The following is a 15,819-nucleotide window of genomic DNA, read 5'->3' as shown; positions in this document are numbered from 1 at the left end:
TCCCGACGGGACCCGACCGGGTCCTACAGGTCCAGCACCAGCCGCCCGCCGCGCGCCCGCGACACACAGATCAGCATCGAGTCGTCCCGCTCGGAGTCGGTCAGCAGCTCGTCGCGGTGGTCGATCTCGCCCTCCAGGACGCGCTGTTGGCACGTCCCGCAGAAGCCCTGTTCGCAGGAGTACGACACGTGCGGCAGCTCGGCGCGTACGGCGGCCAGGACCGTGGAGCCGGCCGCGACGGTGACCGTCCGGCCCGAGCGGTGCAGTTCGACCTCGAAGCTGTCGGCGCCCCCGGCGACGGCGCCCGGCGTGAACCGTTCCAGGTGGAGTGCGGTGTCCGCGGGGAGGGCTTCGGCCACTGCCGTCAGCAGGCCTTCCGGGCCGCAGGAGTAGTACGCGGTCCGCCCGGCGTCCGTAGCCTCCTCGGCATGCCCGGTGTCCTCGGCGTCCTTGGTGTCCTCGGCATCCTTGGTGAAGTCCAGCTCGGGGAGGCCCTGTTCGTCCTGCGGGACCACCTCCACCCGGCCCCGGCCCCCGTCCAGCTTCCCGATCTCGTCCAGGAACGGCATCGACGCCCGCGTCCGCCCGCAGTACACCAGCCGCCACCGGGCGCCCGCGGCCTCGGCGGCCCGCAGCATCGGCAGCACCGGGGTGATGCCGATGCCGCCCGCGACGAAGACGTACGACTCCGCGTCGACCAGCGGGAACCGGTTGCGCGGGCCGCGGATCTCCACCTCCTCGCCCTCGTGGAGCTGCTCGTGCACCTCGCGGGAGCCGCCCCTGCCGTCCTCGATCAGCCGGGTGGCGACGGTGTACGCACCCCGGTCGCCCGGGTCGCCGCAGAGCGAGTACTGCCGGACCAGCCCCGAGGGCAGCACCAGGTCCAGATGGGCGCCCGGTGCCCAGGCGGGAAGTTCGTCGCCGGACCCGCTCTCCAGCCTGAGCAGCACCACACCGTCCGCCGCGGCCACCCGTGCGGTGATCAGCAGCCGGTGGGTGAGGGTCCGGCGGCGGCCGTGGCCCGAGACCGGTGTCTCCAGGGCGGGCAGCGGCCAGAGCGGCGATGTGGCGATGCGCCGGTGCAGGGCCCGCTTGGCGAGCAGCGCGGCACCGGTGATCAGGACGACCGTGCGGATCCGGGGAAGTGCCATCTCAGCGCGCCCCGTTCGCTGCGGGGGAAGCGGCCAGATACGCGACGGCCTGCGCCGTGCTGCCCTCCTGCGAGGGGTGGTACGTACGGCTCAGATAGCTCGGCACCGAGCGGGCGATGGCCCCGGCCGTGGGCAGCAGCCCCTGGCGCCCGCGCTGCTGGTACGCCCGGAAGGTGGCCCTGCCGTCCACCAGCAGCGGGTCGTTCTCCATGAAGAACCGGACGCCCCGCTGCCACAGGAAGACGAGTGCGGAGAAGGCGGTCGCCCAGGTGCGGGCCCGGCGGCGGTATCCGCCGTCGACGTGCAGGAAGACCTCGAAGGCGACCGACCGGTGCTCGACCTCCTCCGCGCCGTGCCAGCGCAGCAGGTCCAGCATCACCGGGTCGGCCCCGCGCCGGTCCAGCGCCTCCGCGTTGAGCACCCAGTCGCCGAGGAACGCGGTGTAGTGCTCGATCGCCGCGATGGTCGCGACCCGCTCCCGCAGCCACCACTGGCTCGGTCGGCCCGGCGGCAGGGTCCGGTCACCGAGCAGCTTCTCGAAGAGCCAGTCGACCTGGGCGGTGTACGGGGTGGGGTCCAGGCCCTGGGCCTTGAGGTGGGGGAGTACGTCGTCGTGCGCCTGGGAGTGCATCGCCTCCTGCCCGATGAACCCGATGACGTCCTCGCGCAGCCGCTCGTCCCGGATCAGCGGAAGCACCTGCTTGTAGACGTGCACGAACCAGCGTTCGCCCGCCGGGAGCAGCAGATGCAGCACGTTGATCATGTGCGTGGTGAACGGATCGTCCGGCACCCAGTGCAGCGGGGTGTCCGCCCAGTCGAAGGAGACCTTGCGGGCCTTGAGCGCTATGTGCTCGGACGCCACCGGGGCAGGCCGCGCACCGGGCCGGGTATTAGACATGGCGTCAATGTACCGACGGGTACGGCTGAGGAACAGGCCCCTGCACGCACTCCCTCGACTGCGAACACTCCCTCGACGGCCGCCCCGACCGCAGCGGCAGCCCGGCCCCGAGGGCCCCTCGGCGGGCGCGCTCACCGCAGGCTGGTGACCCGCGTCCCGTCCACGAGCCGCCCGCTCAGCTGCGCCTGCGCGCCCTGCTTCGCCGGTACGGCGAGCAGCCTGCCCACCGTGCTGCCGGTCGCCTCGCCCGTCGTGGCCAGCGAGGTGATCTGCCGGCTGCCCGCGGCCAGTACGTACCAGTGCCCGCCCCGTGACTTCCACAGCACGCCCGCCAGGGCCCGCGGCTGCCGGGTGCCGCACGCCGGGGAGTCCTCCGCGCGGGCCACCACCGCACCCGGCGCCGACGGTTTGCCGCCGGGAGTCAGGAATTCCGCGAGCACCCGGCTGCCGGTGCCCCGCCAGGTCTCCGCGCGGGTGCACAGCCAGGCCGCGCCGCCGTTGGCCTCGGGGAGCTGCTGGGTCGCGAACTGCCAGGAGTTCACGGCACGTACGCCGTGCGAGCGCACCGCGGGCAGCAGACAGGCCGTGTGCGCCCAGCTCGCCCGGTCCGCCGCCCCGGTGACATCGTGCGGCCTGCCCGGGGGACCCGACACCAGCCGGGCCGGGGTCAGTTCACCGAGGTCCGTCACCAGGTGCTTCCCCGCGCCGTCCTGCATCGTCAGCGCGTTCCACGAGGCGCAGCTACGGCTCGTGTCCGGGCTGCGCACCGGGTCGGTGACCCCGTCCGCGGTCCGCCGCAGAGGCAGCGTGACACCCTTCGGGGTGAGCAGATCCCGTACGTCCACGTTCCGTACCCACGGGGCCGTCAGATAGCGGACGTTGCCGTCCGTACGGCCGACGACCAGCGCGTCCGACGCGGCCTCGTCCGCGCCGTCCACCCGGGCGAAGTCGAGCGCGGCAGCGGCGCCGCCGTCCTTCGACTCGGCGTACCGCACCACCCGCAGTCCGTCGTAGAACAGCACCACGACGGCATCGTCCACCGTGCCCGCGTACAGCAGCTGGGGCGCGCCCATCGGAGGTCCGGCGGGGGTCCCCGGGGTCGCCGAGACCTGTACGGTGTCGCCCGGCCGGGCCCAGACGGCGAGCGCGCGGCGCAGCAGCGCCGTGTCACCGGCCCGGTCGCCGCGGGTGGGCCACGCGGAGAAGTCGATACGCGCCGACGTCTTCCACGCGAAGGCCGCCACCCGCCCCAACCTGGCCGGTTGCAGGGCCTGTTCGGAGACGGCTTTACGGGCGTACGACGGCCCTGCCGCCCCGTCGCCGCCCAGACCGCCGTCCGGCAGGGCCAGCAGGGCCCCGCACACCACGACCGCCGCCGTCGCGGCGAGCGCCGCACGGGTGCGCCGCCTGCGCCGGACCAGATCGGTCGGCCTCGCCTGGAGCGCGCAGGGGTCGAACTCGGCGGACGCCAGCAGTTCGAACTGCGCGCCGGCCCCGGCCGCCCGCGCCAGCGCGGCCTTCGGGTCCGCGACGCCCGCGGCTCTGAGGGCCCTGAGCACTTCCCCGTCGTCGAGCCGCTCAAGACCGCGCAGCACATAGGCGGCGCGCGCGGGCCCGGACAGCCCGGACAGCCGTTGCTCCAGGGCGAGTTCATCGGCGCCGCCGCAGCGCGGGAAGAGCCGCAGCCCCCAGACCAGGGGCAGCACGGGCGGCAGCTGGGCGCGCTTGGGCCACGCCGTCCACCGCCGCGGGGCCGCGGCTTCCAGCGCGGCTGTGAGCACCCGCCCGCGCAGATACACGTATCCGGGGTCGCGGCCGTCGGCGCGGCGCGGCGGCGGGACGCAATCGTCGCCCGCCCCGCGCCCGCGCGGCAGGGAGCGCTGGGCGAGGGAGTGCGCGGTCAGTGCCCGGCGGTGGCGGCCGAGTGAGGGCGGCAGAACGAGATACGCCAGCCGGACGAGCCGTGGATAGTGCTCGACGAGCGCGGCCTCGGCCTGCTCGGCGTCGACGGAGGCGGACCGGGGCGCGTGACGGGGGGCGACATCCTGTGGCTGCACGTTCAGCAGAACGAGCGGACGGGGGGATTGGTCACCCGCCGGGCCGCTCCTGCGGCCCCCCGCCGCTCTTCCGCCGGGCCGTTCCACCGGTGCTGCTCCGGCGCGCACCGGGCACCCGGAGCGTGTGCCGCTCCGGGTGCCCGTGCGCCGGTCACCGAGGGGTCGCCCACCCCTCGGGAGGTTGCTCCGATACGGTCTGCCGACCGGTCAACTCACCTTCCATGCACTGAAGTTCACGGTGCCACGCACATCGCCGCCCCCGTTCGTGGCGCTCATGAAGATTCCCGCGTCCTGAACGGCGGCGCTGTCCGGCACGGTGACGGTGGCGACCGTCCGCCAGCTCTTCCCGCCGTCCGTCGAACAGGCGCCCGTGTACTCCCCGTCGGCGCGCGAGAGCCGCAGCAGCACCGGCGCCACGATGCCGGTGAGGCGCTTGTAGGTGTCCAGCGTCCCGTCGCCGTTCGTGTCGTACGACAGCACCACACCCTGACCGGGGGTGACCGCCAGATTGAGGAAGCCCGCCGATCCGGGGGTGGCCAGGCTGTTGCGTACGACGAGCCCGCACCGGGCCCAGCTCCCGGTGTTGTCCTGGGAGTCGACCCGTACGGTCACGCTCTTCCCGTCCGCCATCGCCCCGGCGCGGAAGGCCGTGCCGAACTCCGTGGTGCCCTTCCACAGGTCCTGCCCACCGCCGTTGACGGCCAGCCGCTCGCCGAGCTGCCCGAACACGGCCGCGTTGCTGGTGAAGGTCCGCCAGACCGGGTCCAGCGGGGCCGCCACGTACACCGCGCTCTGCTGCCGGATCCCCACCGGGGTCCCGCCGCGCGGTCCGAACCGGGTGAGCAGGGTGTACGGCATCGGGCGCAGCGGGGTCGTCAGCGGCTCGGACGGGGCCGTCACCCGCCAGGAGACCGAGCCGGTGCCGCCGGGCGGAACGCTTTCCAGGGAGTCGGCGCTCTTCAGCAGGGAGTCCAGACCGGTCAGCGTGAAGTCGACGCGGCCGGTCGCACGCAGCCCGTTCAGATTGCGGAAGCCCGCGGTGACCGTGCCCGTGCTGCCCGGGGAGAAGACGACGGGGTCGGCCGAGACGGTGGCGCTGCCCTGGTACGGGGCGGCGGCGAGGGTGTCGTGCACCTGCTGCGCCGTGCGGTGGGCGTCGCCCGTGGCCCGTACCGGATAGGACTCGGTCCGGTGGGTCCAGCTCTCCTCGCCCGGGTACCAGTCGAAGGACTTGGCGGCCCTGCCCTCGGTCAGGGCGGCCGTCAGCTCGTCCAGGTACGCCTGCCACTGCGGCAGATGGACGTCGCTCAGCAGTCCGTGCCAGTCGCGGTTGGCGTAGTTGCTGAGGTGGTCGGCGGCGGTGCGGTCGGCCCAGGTGGTGAGCAGGGTGCGGGCCGTCCACTCCAGGTGCCCCGCCTCGGCCGGGGCGGTGGCGAAGCGCTTGGCCTCCTCCAGCCAGGGGCCGAGCAGGAACGCGGAGTGGCAGCCCGCCATGGTGTCGGCGAGCCGCATCAGCTTCAGCCAGAGGGCGGCGAGCGCGCGGAAGGTGTCCGTGTCCTTGTTCGCGTAGGCGGCGCGCAACTGCGGCAGCAGGATCCGGCCCCGGTCGGCGAGCGCCTGTCTGGCCAGATCGGTGAGGTCGTAGCGGTACGCGTCCGAGCCGCGCAGCGAGGCGCCCACACCCAGCAGCGCGGCGAACGCGGTGTCGAACCGGGCGGTGTCGAAGGCGTCGTGGACGGACCCGTTGACGTTGGGACGGCGGGAGAAGAGCGAGTCGACGGGGCGGCCGTCGGTGGTGGTCAGCTGGTACGCGGTGGTGGTCAGCGCGGCGAAGGCCGCCTTCGCCTGACGGTCGTCGCCGCCGTAGCGCACCGTGGAGTACCGGCTGAACCACCCGGCCCTGTCGATCTTCTCGGTACGCCAGGCGAGTTCGCTGAACAGCTCGAAGGCCGCGGGGTCCCGCTCGGCGGCCTCCGGCATGTACGCGGTGCCGACGAGCGCGCTGTCGGGCTTGTCGCGCCAGGCCGTGAACCTCTCCGTCCAGCGGTCGGTGTCGGCGCCGATCGTCGTACGGCCGCCGAAGTTGGGGATGGTGCCGAAGGCGTAGGGAGCCCCGCCCCAGTCCTTCTCGCGGTCGGTGACGGTGTCGATGTCGGAGAGTCCGTCGACGATCAGGATCCGGTCGGTGTCGATCGCCTGGAGCACCTCGGGGCGCGGATTGCGACCCCAGCCGAGGATCACCCAGGTGGCGTCCGGGTGCGCGGCGCGCAAGGAGGTCTCGACGGCGCGCGCGGCGTCGGTGACGGGCACGTCGCCCGGGGTGCCGCCCTCGTGGAGCAGGTCCATCTTGAAGTGTGCGGCCTGGCCGAAGAGTTCGGACTGGTGCCGGTAGAACGCGGCGGCCATCGCGCCGAACGCCTTGGTCCGCGGGTCCAGCCAGTCGGGGCGCCGCAGCCCGTTCCAGCTGCCCTGCGGGACGACCCGGGCGCCGGAATTCCGGTCGGCGAACCCGTCGGGGACGGTCCCGAAGTAGCCGGGGAACACCGGGTGCATGCCCAGTTCGCGCAGCCGGTCGGCGATCTTCCTGCCCAGCGCAGCGCGGGCGGCGATGAGCGCGGTGGAGAGCGGGCCGCCGTACCCGCTCATGTTCTGGAGCAGCCACCAGGGCTGGTGGGAGGGGGCGGGCAACCAGGTCCTGGCCTCGGTGTCGGAGTACCCGAAGTCCTGGAGCAGCCGGTGGTAGACGGCCTCCTGACCGGCGGTGACGAGCACTTCGTTGCAGCCGTGCAGGGCGAGGACGTCGAGGGTCCGCTCCCAGTGGGCCCAGTCGGCGTACGGGGCGGTGTAGCCGTCGTGGGTGTCGTTGAAGGCGAAGCGGTGCGGGACGGTCGCCGACTGCTCCACCGCCTTTCCGGGGGCGGGCAGCCGCTGGGGGAGGGCGAGCTGGGAGCTGTTCCAGGAGATGTGCGCCCGGCAGACGTACTTGAGGTACCAGTGGACTCCGGTCAGCGCGACGGCCGGGCCGGTGGCGGCGACCTCGATACGGCCGGCGGAGCCGGTGACCCGGAACCGCTCCTTGCCGGTGAGGAGCGTGAGGTGGAACTGGTCGGCGTGGTGGGGCAGTAGACGCCGCAGGGCGGCGCGGGCCGGGCCGGAGTCGAGCGGGGCCGGTTCGGCGGGGGAGAGGTGCGCGACGGGGGAGGCGGGTGTGCTTCCGGCTGCGACGGCGGGGGTGTGGCCGCCGAGCGCCGCTCCGGTCCCGATCGCCCCCGCGGTGCTCAGCAGCGTACGTCTCGACAGCTCAGGCATGGGCACTCCTCGTGTGGCTCGTCAGGTGGTCCGTAACCGCTGGTGACTGCGCGTGCGACGACAGGTGCATGCGCTGCGCACGTTAATGACGAGGAGGGGGTGGAGCAATGGGGCGCACCGGCAGACGATCAAGTGCGGGACGATCAGAGGATTGGCGTCCTGCGGAGATGGGTATCCGATCCGGCTCCGGGAAGGTTGACTGCCTTCGTTTCGCCTGATTTTGACCACTGTCCGGAACGAAACATGCAATGCGCATATGCGCCGAGTGATCTGCATTACATTGACGGCATCTCAACTGCCGGGATTCAATTTATCCATCGGAGTCATATATTTGACTCGGTCAGTTCACCGTTAACCGGAGGTGCTGTCATGAAGCTCATTCATTCCCTCAAGAATAAGATCCGGCCCGAGAAGAACCTGAAGTCCTACGCTTGGTACATCTGGTACTGAGCAGGCGTTCGGCCGCCTGGACGAGTGCAGGTCTCCGGTGTTGCCCACGGGGCGTTCTCTGGTGATAACACGGCTTTGACCTGGTAGTTCGTATTCTGGTCGATGTCCGGCGGGGCCGTTCACCGGTCCTGCCGGGCGCAGGCCTCCTGCCCTTGGAGATTTCCCATGCATATTTCAGGTACGGACAGGAGTGCCCGGACCACGGTTTTCACGCCGCGAATCGAAGCTCTTCTCAGGGAACATCGCGGCGCCGAGGTGTTCCGCCTGGATTCGGGGACCGTCGGGGTTGCGGGACCTGCCCTGATCGATGAGATTCTCCGCAGCAGGCCGGCCAATGAATTCGAACGCCCCACCTTCAAACCATTGCGGGGAAGATCCATCACCAGGCCGGAATCGTCCGCCCTGATGCGGGCTGTTTCTCAGGACGTCCGGGCCGCTTTGAGGAAACCCGACCCTGCTCCGGTCGATCTTTCCGGGGAATGGCCGCACGTGGGGCATACTTATCTCCGCGATCTTATTTTCGGCTCCGACCCTTTTCGGCTGCGTGTTCTCATGGACCGCAAGCTGGAACTGACGCCCAAACTGACCTGGACGGTCATCGGAACCGGCGCCGCGTTCCCTCTCGCCGGTCCGGACGCGCCGGTGTCCGGTCTCGCCGCCCTCACTGCCGCCGCCGCGAGTTACGGCGACCGCCGTCATGCCATGGGCCTGTACCGCAGGGCCGCGGCGCCGGTCTGCTTCACGGTCTCCGCCCTCGTCACCAACGCCCTCTGGCTCGGATCGCCCTTCCCCGACGACGTGTCGAACCGGGACATCCTGCTGGAGAGCCTCCGGTTGCTGCCGCCCTCGTGGAACCTGCTGCGGGTGGCCTCCCCGGAGTTCGCCGCCCTGGACGACCGGATCGGAGTGAGCGACGACGTACTGATGCTGCCGCTGCTGACCCACCGTGACCCGGCGATCTGGGACGACCCCGACGCGTACCGCCCCGAGCGGTGGACCGGTGCCGACCCCGACGACCACCCGGGATATCTGCCCTTCGGCCATGCCAACGAGCGTTGCTGGGGGCGCCACATGGTCATGCCGCTGGCCGAGCGGCTGCTCGATCTGCTGCGGGCCGACGGACTGGCGGTGAGCCCCGAACAGACCTCGGCGCGGGTGCCGCTGGCCGGCCTGATGGGGGTCACGGGGGTGCGGGTGACCCGGCGGTAGCCGCGCCGGCCGGACGACGCTGCTTTCCCGACACGGCCTAGCCGTTCCATATGTGCTGCCTGGTCGTCGCCTGGTGCCACACGGTCTGGAAGGCGAGGCGCAGGCAGGCGGCGAGCGCCGGGTGCTCGATGAACAGGGCGGTGGTCTCGCCGGTCCCCGCCACCGGGTCGGGCATGTCGCACAGCACCAACGAGGCGTCGGCGATGACGAGTTTGAGCGGCAGGGTCTCGGTGAAGCGGGCTTCCTCGCCCGCTTCACCGAAGCGCTCGACGTTCTCCAGGACCTCCGCGTCGGCCAGCGCGTCGTGCGTGTACACCGCGTGCACCGTCCCGTTGGCGCGGCGCAGCCGACGGGTCGCCTTGATGCCCGTGGTGTTGGCGGCCGGTGCGACGAACGGAGGCATGCAGAAGGTGAGCAGCTCGCTGGTGGCCTGTTCCTGGATGTCCGCGAACCGGTCCGCGATCTGCCGCGGGTCGCGCAGGACTTCGATGTAGTCGAGCGGATCGGTGTGTACGCGCCCGTCGGACCAGAGCGGCAGCAGCGTCGCCGTCAGCCCGGCCGAGATCCGCTCCATCTGCTCCAGGGACTCCCGGCGCCGGTTCATCAGCCGGGCGAGCGCGAGCTCCGGTGCCACCGCGCCGAAGGTGGCGACTTTACCCCGGTGGGCGACGGCGAGTTGGGCGCGGACGAGCCCGTCGAGCACGTCGTAGATCCGCTGTCTCGGTACGTCGGCCGCACGGGCGACCTGCGCCGCTGTGTACGAATCACGCCTGACCAGAGCGAGGTAGACACGTGCCTCGTAGCGTGAGAGGCCGAGTTCGACGAGCTCGCTGACCGACTCTTCGTCCGACTCCATGGCCGCCACCGTATACGGGCGAGGGCGGCCCAGGACCGCCGGTGATCCAACCCATTTCGGGGGCAAGCCTTTACCTCAGGCTTGCCACACACCTGTTGTAGGAGACGGGCAGGCGTTCTAACTTCGTTGCTGCCACCACTGAACCGGGTGGCATCCCGTTCCGTGCATTGTCATGCACCGGACAGGAATGCGACAGGTTCGACAGGCACCTCCGATCGTCCCCACCGGACGATTCAACCCCCCATGGAGGGAAGTTCCTTGAACGCGAAGAGAACGCTTGGTCTCGCGGGACTGACGAGCAAGGCCGGCACCGTGCTGATCTCGGCCGCGGCACTGGTCACCGGCGGAATGATGGCGGTGGCCCCCGCCGCCTCCGCGCAGACCACCAACGCACCGTCGGCCGGTGCCGGTGTGCAGCGGGTCTGTGCCCAGCCCGCGAAGCCCGGCATGATGGCGTGCCTGGCTCTCGCCCGCACCGATGTGATGCAGCACCTCGGCGTCAGCCCGAAGGCCGCCCCGTCCGGTTACGGCCCCTCCGACCTGAAGAGCGCCTACAACCTGCCGACCGGCGGTTCGGGTGCCACCGTGGCGATCGTCGACGCCCAGGACGACCCCAACGCCGAGTCGGACCTGGCCACTTACCGCTCGCAGTACGGTCTGCCGGCCTGCACCACGGCCAACGGCTGCTTCAAGAAGGTCGACCAGAACGGTGGCACCAGCTACCCGACGGCCGACGCCGGCTGGGCCGGTGAGATCTCGCTCGACGTCGACATGGTCAGCGCCGTCTGCCCGCAGTGCCACATCCTGCTGGTCGAGGCGAAGTCCGCGACCATGGCCAACCTCGGCACCGCGGTGAACCGCGCGGTCACCATGGGCGCCAAGTACGTCTCCAACAGCTACGGCGGCTCGGAGGACTCCACCGACACCAGCGCGGACTCCTCGTACTTCAACCACCCGGGCGTCGCCATCACCGTCAGCTCCGGTGACAGCGGCTACGGCACCGAGTACCCGGCGGCCTCCAAGTACGTGACCGCCGTCGGCGGCACCTCGCTCAGCACCGCGAGCAACAGCCGCGGCTGGTCCGAGTCGGTCTGGGGCTCCAGCTCCGGCGGTGAAGGCGCGGGCTCCGGTTGCTCCGCCTACGACGCCAAGCCGTCCTGGCAGAAGGACACCGGCTGCGCGAAGCGTTCCGTCGCGGACGTCTCCGCGGTGGCCGACCCGTACACCGGGGTCGCGGTGTACGACAGCTACCAGGACCAGGGCTGGAACGTGTACGGCGGCACCAGCGCCTCGTCGCCGATCATCGCATCCGTGTACGCCCTCGCGGGCACCCCGGCCTCGGGCACCGTCCCGGCCTCGTTCCCGTACTCCCACACCTCCTCGCTCAACGACGTCACCTCCGGCGCCAACGGCAGCTGTGGCAACTACCTCTGCAAGGCGGGCGCGGGCTACGACGGCCCGACCGGTCTCGGCACCCCGAACGGCACCGCTGCGTTCACCAAGTGAGCTGAGCACCACCTGAGTCGTACCGACGAACGGCGCAGGGTGTGGGCCCGGGGGAATCTCTCCCCCGGGCCCACACCCATGACAGCCAGGCAGGGACCGCTAGCCTCGGTCGAGATAGGCCAGCACCGCAAGCACCCGCCGGTTGTCGTCGTCGGAGACCGGCAGGCCGAGCTTGCCGAAGATGTTCGAGGTGTGCTTCGCCACCGCCCGCTCGGTGACCACGAGTTGACCCGCGATGGCCGCGTTGGAACGCCCCTGCGCCATCAGCTCCATCACTTCCCGTTCCCGGGGCGTGAGGCTGCCCACCGGCTTGTCCTGGGCGCGCCGGGACAGCAGCTGCTGGATGACCTGCGGGTCCATCGCCGTACCGCCCGCGGCCACCCGGCGTACCGCGTCGATGAACTGGTCCGCGTCGAACACCCGGTCCTTCAGCAGGTATCCGACGCCCCCGGTGCCGTCGGCCAGCAGTTCGCGCGCGTACAGCTGCTCCACGTGCTGCGACAGGACGAGGACCGGCAGTCCCGGTCGGGCGCGCCGGGCGGCCAGGGCGCACTGGAGGCCCTCGTCGGTGTGCGACGGCGGCAGCCGGACGTCGACGACCGCGACGTCCGGCTGCAACTCCGCTAGTGCTCTGGTCAGTTCGGGGCCGGTCTCGACCGCTGCGGCGATCTCGAAGTCGTACGCCTCCAGCATCCGGACCAGGCCGTCTCTCAGGAGGAAGAGGTCTTCGGCGAGGACAACGCGCACGGAATCTCCATCGTCACCATGGTCGGGCCGCCGGCAGGGCTGCTGACGGCCAGTACGCCGTCGAATGTACCCAGTCGGCGTTCGATTCCGCTCAGCCCCGACCCCTTACCGATCACCGCACCCCCACGGCCGTCGTCGGTGACGGACATCCGCAGCATCCCGTCGGCGTGGTGGATGTCCACCCAGATCCGGTCACCACCGGAGTGCTTGACCGCGTTCGTCAGCGTCTCACTGACCGCGAAGTAGGCGGCCGACTCCACCGGGGCTTCCGGCCGTCCGTCCATGTCCACCTCGACCTCGGTCCGCACCGGCAGCCGCAGCGCCAGAGCCCGAACGGCGTCCCCGAGACCGCGTTCGGCCAGTACCGGCGGGTGGATGCCGCGCACCAGGTCGCGCAGTTCCGTCAGGGCCTCGGCCGACGACTCGCGGGCCATCGACAGCAACTTCTTCGCCTGCGCCGGGTCCTTCTCGATCAGCGCCTCGACGGTGGAGAGGTTCATGCCCATCGCGACCAGCCTGGCCTGCGCCCCGTCGTGCAGGTCCCGCTCGATCCGGCGCAGTTCGGCGGCCGAGGAGTCCACCGCGTCGTGCCGGGTCTCGGTGAGCCGGTCGATGCGCCGGCTCAGCTCGGCCTCCTTGGTGGGCGCGAGCGTCCCCTTCGTGATGCTGAAGTGCAGGTTCACCAGCTGACGGCCGAAGCGCATCCCGAGCGCGATCCAGCAGAGACCGACCAGCCCGGCGAAGAGGGCCGTGGTCGAGTCACTGACCGGCACGAAGTCGAACCAGAAGCTCTCGGTACCGCCGTTGCTCAGCGGCTTCCACAGGCCGAGGAAGATCACCAGCCCGAAGATTCCCTCGCCGAGCAGCCCGGGGGCGAGCAGCGCGACGGCCGCGCCACCCGACATGTCGACCAGCATCCACAGGAGGTCGCGCCAGGTGGCCGGGTCCTTCAGCAGGAAGGTGCAGCGCTCGACCTGTCCGGTGATCCCGGGCCGCAGGCCCTGCGGGAGCGGCCGGTACGGCAACGGAATGCGCGTCCCCGCCCACGAGGCCGCCAGCAGCCGCCGCTGATTGGCGTGGGCCCTGACCATTTTCAGTACGGCGGGCGTGGTGAGGACACCGATCCCGACCGGGATCAGGGCGATCGAGGTGACGGCCAGGGTGTAGAGCGTGACCGACCCGATGAGCGAGAGCAGCCCCAGCGCCAGCCCCTGTCCGGCCGCCACCACGGCGTCGCGCGCCTTCGCCGCCCTGGTCGGCTTGGTCGCCTTCATGATGTTCCCCTCGTTCCCGGCCGGACGTGTCACCGGCCTGCGCCCAGTGTGACCGCAACGGCAGGCCAGGTCATTGGGCCCGGCCCCCGGACGGGGGTGTACCTGGCAACACCCCACCGGCCTCGCCCTACGGCTCTCCGGAAGGGGGCCTCGACGGCTGGGGCGGCGTGCGTCCCGTTCCTAGCGTGGAGACCCAATCAACCGACGCATATTTCTGGGGGAGACACGCCATGAGGCTCAACCTCGCGGCTCGTATCGGTGTGTGGAGCGCACACCACCGCAAGACGGCCGTCTTCGGCTGGCTGCTCTTCGTCGTGCTCGCCACGGGCATCGGCGGGGCTTCCGGCATGGTCGACATGTCCGAGTCGGAGAACGGTGCGGGTGACTCGGCGCGGGCCGCGCAGATCCTGGAGGACGCGGGCCTCACCCGCCCCGCCGGTGAGATGGTCATGGTCTCCGGACAGGGCGCCGGCGACTGGCGGGCGGCGGCAGCCGACCTGCGGACGGCGGTGCACAGGACCGGCGCGGCACAGAACCTCGCGGAGCCCGTCCCCTCGAAGGACGGCAAGGACGCGCTGATCACCTTCGACATGAAGGGCGACGCGGCCACCTCCGCCGACCGGGTGCAGCCCGTCATCGACGCGGTGGCCGGGGTACGGGCGCACCGGCCGGACGTGAAGATCTACCAGTTCGGCGAGGCCAGCGCGGGCAAGCAGCTCGCCGATCTCCTCTCCAGCGACCTCCGGACGGCCGAATTCACCGCCGTACCCCTGGCGTTGGGCATCCTGCTGGTGGCCTTCGGAGCCGTGGTGGCGGCCCTGCTGCCGGTCGGTCTCGCGCTCACCGCGTGCATGGCCGCGTTCGGGCTGCTGTCGCTCGCCAGCCACCAGCTGCACCTCTTCCAGACCACGTACTCCGTGATGTTCCTGATGGGCTTCGCCGTCGGCGTCGACTACTGCCTCTTCTATCTGCGGCGCGAGCGGGACGAGCGGGCCGCGGGACACGACGCCGAGACGGCGCTGCGGATCGCGGCGGCCACCAGCGGTCGGGCCGTACTCGTCTCGGGGCTCACCGTGATGGTCGCCATGGCGGGGATGTTCCTGTCCGGGCTGATGCTGTTCAAGGGATTCGCGCTCGCCACCATCATGGTCGTCTTCATCGCGATGCTCGGCTCGGTGACGGTCCTGCCCGCACTGCTGTCCTGGCTGGGCGACCGGATCGACGCGGGCCGCGTACCGCTGCTGAACAGCCGGGGCAGGAGGGGCGCCCGGCAGAGCGGGGCGGTCGCCGGGAAACTGCTGCGGCCGGTCCTGGCCAGGCCCGCGTTCTTCGCGGTCGGCGCGGTGGTCGTCCTGCTCGCACTCGCGGCGCCCGCGCTGGGCATGAAGACCGAATCGCTGGGCCTGGAGAAGCAGTTCGGCTCGTCGTCGGAACTGTCCGTCGCCTACCGGCACATCGCGCAGACCTTCCCCGGCGGCCCCGCCCCGGCCAACGTCGTGGTCAAGGCCGCCGACATCGGCTCGCCCGGGGTACGCAAGGCGCTCGCCACCTTCGAGGAGGCGTCCGACAAGGTGACCGTCCACCAGCGGCAGAACGTCGCGGAGATCGAGGTACCGCTGCCCGGCGGCCGGGCCGACCTGACGAAACTGCGCGAGGACCGGGTACCCGCGGCGTTCGAAGGGACCGGAGCCACCGCGTACGTCACCGGGGACCTGGCAGGATCGGTGGACTTCACCGGCCAGCTGAAGCACGGCATCGTCCCGGTCTTCGCCTTCATCACGGCGGTGACCTTCCTGCTGATGCTGTTCTGCTTCCGCTCGTACGTCATCGCGGTGACGTCGGTGCTGCTCAACCTGCTCTCGGTGGCCGCCGCGTACGGGGTGATGGTCGCCGTCTTCCAGCACGGCTGGGGCGCCTCGCTGATCGGCTCGGAGAAGGTCGGCGCGATCGAGTCCTGGTTGCCGCTGTTCGTCCTCGTCGTCCTCTTCGGACTGTCGATGGACTACCACGTGTTCGTGGTGTCGCGGATCCGGGAGGCCCACGACCGGGGGATGACCACACGGGCGGCGGTGGACGAGGGCATCCGGCGGACGGCGGGCGCGGTGACCGGCGCGGCCGTGATCATGGTCGCGGTGTTCTCGGTCTTCGGAACGCTCTCCATGCAGGACATGCAGCAGATGGGCGTCGGCCTCGCGGTCGCGGTACTGCTGGACGCGACGGTCGTACGGATGGTGCTGCTGCCCGCGGTGATGACGCTGCTGGGTGAGCGCAACTGGCGTACGCCCAAGGGTGGTTCGCGGCTTCCGGAGGCGGAGCACGGGGAGGAGCGGCGGGTCGCCGCCGGTGTGTGAACCGTGACGGG

Annotated in this window: 11 protein-coding genes; 4 read left to right on the top strand and 7 right to left on the bottom strand. The window is 71.1% G+C overall.

Annotated features, from left to right (window positions below; all coding sequences use genetic code 11):
• Positions 1 to 23: 23 nt before the first annotated feature.
• The 4 genes from OG709_RS09075 to OG709_RS09060 form a co-directional block, all read right to left on the bottom strand.
• Positions 24 to 1,151, bottom strand: a complete 1,128-nt coding sequence (locus OG709_RS09075) for a PDR/VanB family oxidoreductase (protein ID WP_329165538.1) — start codon at positions 1,149 to 1,151, stop codon at positions 24 to 26.
• A gap of 1 nt (position 1,152) precedes the next feature.
• A complete protein-coding gene (locus OG709_RS09070) occupies positions 1,153 to 2,049 on the bottom strand; it encodes a metal-dependent hydrolase (RefSeq protein ID WP_250304488.1) in 897 nt (298 codons plus the stop codon).
• Positions 2,050 to 2,180: 131 nt separating this feature from the next.
• The gene (locus tag OG709_RS09065) at positions 2,181 to 4,106 is read right to left on the bottom strand and encodes a hypothetical protein (protein ID WP_329165535.1); all 1,926 of its coding nucleotides are present in this window, start codon (positions 4,104 to 4,106) and stop codon (positions 2,181 to 2,183) included.
• Positions 4,107 to 4,313: 207 nt separating this feature from the next.
• Positions 4,314 to 7,415 (bottom strand): alpha-N-acetylglucosaminidase, encoded by a 3,102-nt coding sequence (locus OG709_RS09060; RefSeq protein WP_250304493.1) that lies wholly within the window; start codon positions 7,413 to 7,415, stop codon positions 4,314 to 4,316.
• Positions 7,416 to 7,658: 243 nt separating this feature from the next.
• Between OG709_RS09060 and OG709_RS36040 the strand changes: the two genes are divergently transcribed.
• Together OG709_RS36040 and OG709_RS09055 are read left to right on the top strand one after the other, a co-directional pair.
• Entirely contained in the window at positions 7,659 to 7,865 is a 207-nt protein-coding gene (locus OG709_RS36040) for a tryptorubin family RiPP precursor (RefSeq protein ID WP_443068571.1), read from the top strand.
• Between the two features lie 165 nt (positions 7,866 to 8,030).
• Positions 8,031 to 9,074, top strand: a complete 1,044-nt coding sequence (locus OG709_RS09055) for a cytochrome P450 (RefSeq protein WP_329165532.1) — start codon at positions 8,031 to 8,033, stop codon at positions 9,072 to 9,074.
• Positions 9,075 to 9,111: 37 nt separating this feature from the next.
• Here the strand turns inward: OG709_RS09055 and OG709_RS09050 are convergent, their stop codons facing one another.
• Positions 9,112 to 9,930, bottom strand: coding sequence for a TrmB family transcriptional regulator (locus tag OG709_RS09050; RefSeq protein ID WP_266643489.1), 819 nt, complete (start codon positions 9,928 to 9,930; stop codon positions 9,112 to 9,114).
• A 348-nt stretch (positions 9,931 to 10,278) separates the two neighbouring features.
• Between OG709_RS09050 and OG709_RS09045 the strand changes: the two genes are divergently transcribed.
• The gene (locus tag OG709_RS09045) at positions 10,279 to 11,436 is read left to right on the top strand and encodes a S53 family peptidase (RefSeq protein ID WP_250304640.1); all 1,158 of its coding nucleotides are present in this window, start codon (positions 10,279 to 10,281) and stop codon (positions 11,434 to 11,436) included.
• A 99-nt stretch (positions 11,437 to 11,535) separates the two neighbouring features.
• Here the strand turns inward: OG709_RS09045 and OG709_RS09040 are convergent, their stop codons facing one another.
• On the bottom strand, positions 11,536 to 12,183 hold the full coding sequence (locus OG709_RS09040) for a LuxR C-terminal-related transcriptional regulator (protein WP_250304499.1): 648 nt from the start codon (positions 12,181 to 12,183) through the stop codon (positions 11,536 to 11,538).
• On the bottom strand, positions 12,147 to 13,457 hold the full coding sequence (locus OG709_RS09035; RefSeq protein WP_250304501.1) for a sensor histidine kinase: 1,311 nt from the start codon (positions 13,455 to 13,457) through the stop codon (positions 12,147 to 12,149). The genes OG709_RS09040 and OG709_RS09035 overlap by 37 nt, the downstream gene beginning before the upstream one ends.
• Positions 13,458 to 13,687: 230 nt before the next feature.
• Here OG709_RS09035 and OG709_RS09030 point away from each other — a divergent pair, with 230 nt between their 5' ends.
• Positions 13,688 to 15,808, top strand: a complete 2,121-nt coding sequence (locus OG709_RS09030) for an MMPL family transporter (RefSeq protein ID WP_329165529.1) — start codon at positions 13,688 to 13,690, stop codon at positions 15,806 to 15,808.
• Positions 15,809 to 15,819 lie beyond the last annotated feature (11 nt).

Source organism: Streptomyces sp. NBC_01267 (assembly GCF_036241575.1).
Taxonomy (GTDB): domain Bacteria; phylum Actinomycetota; class Actinomycetes; order Streptomycetales; family Streptomycetaceae; genus Streptomyces.
Note: the sequence above shows the minus strand (reverse complement) of the source record. Positions and strands in the feature narration are given on the sequence as shown.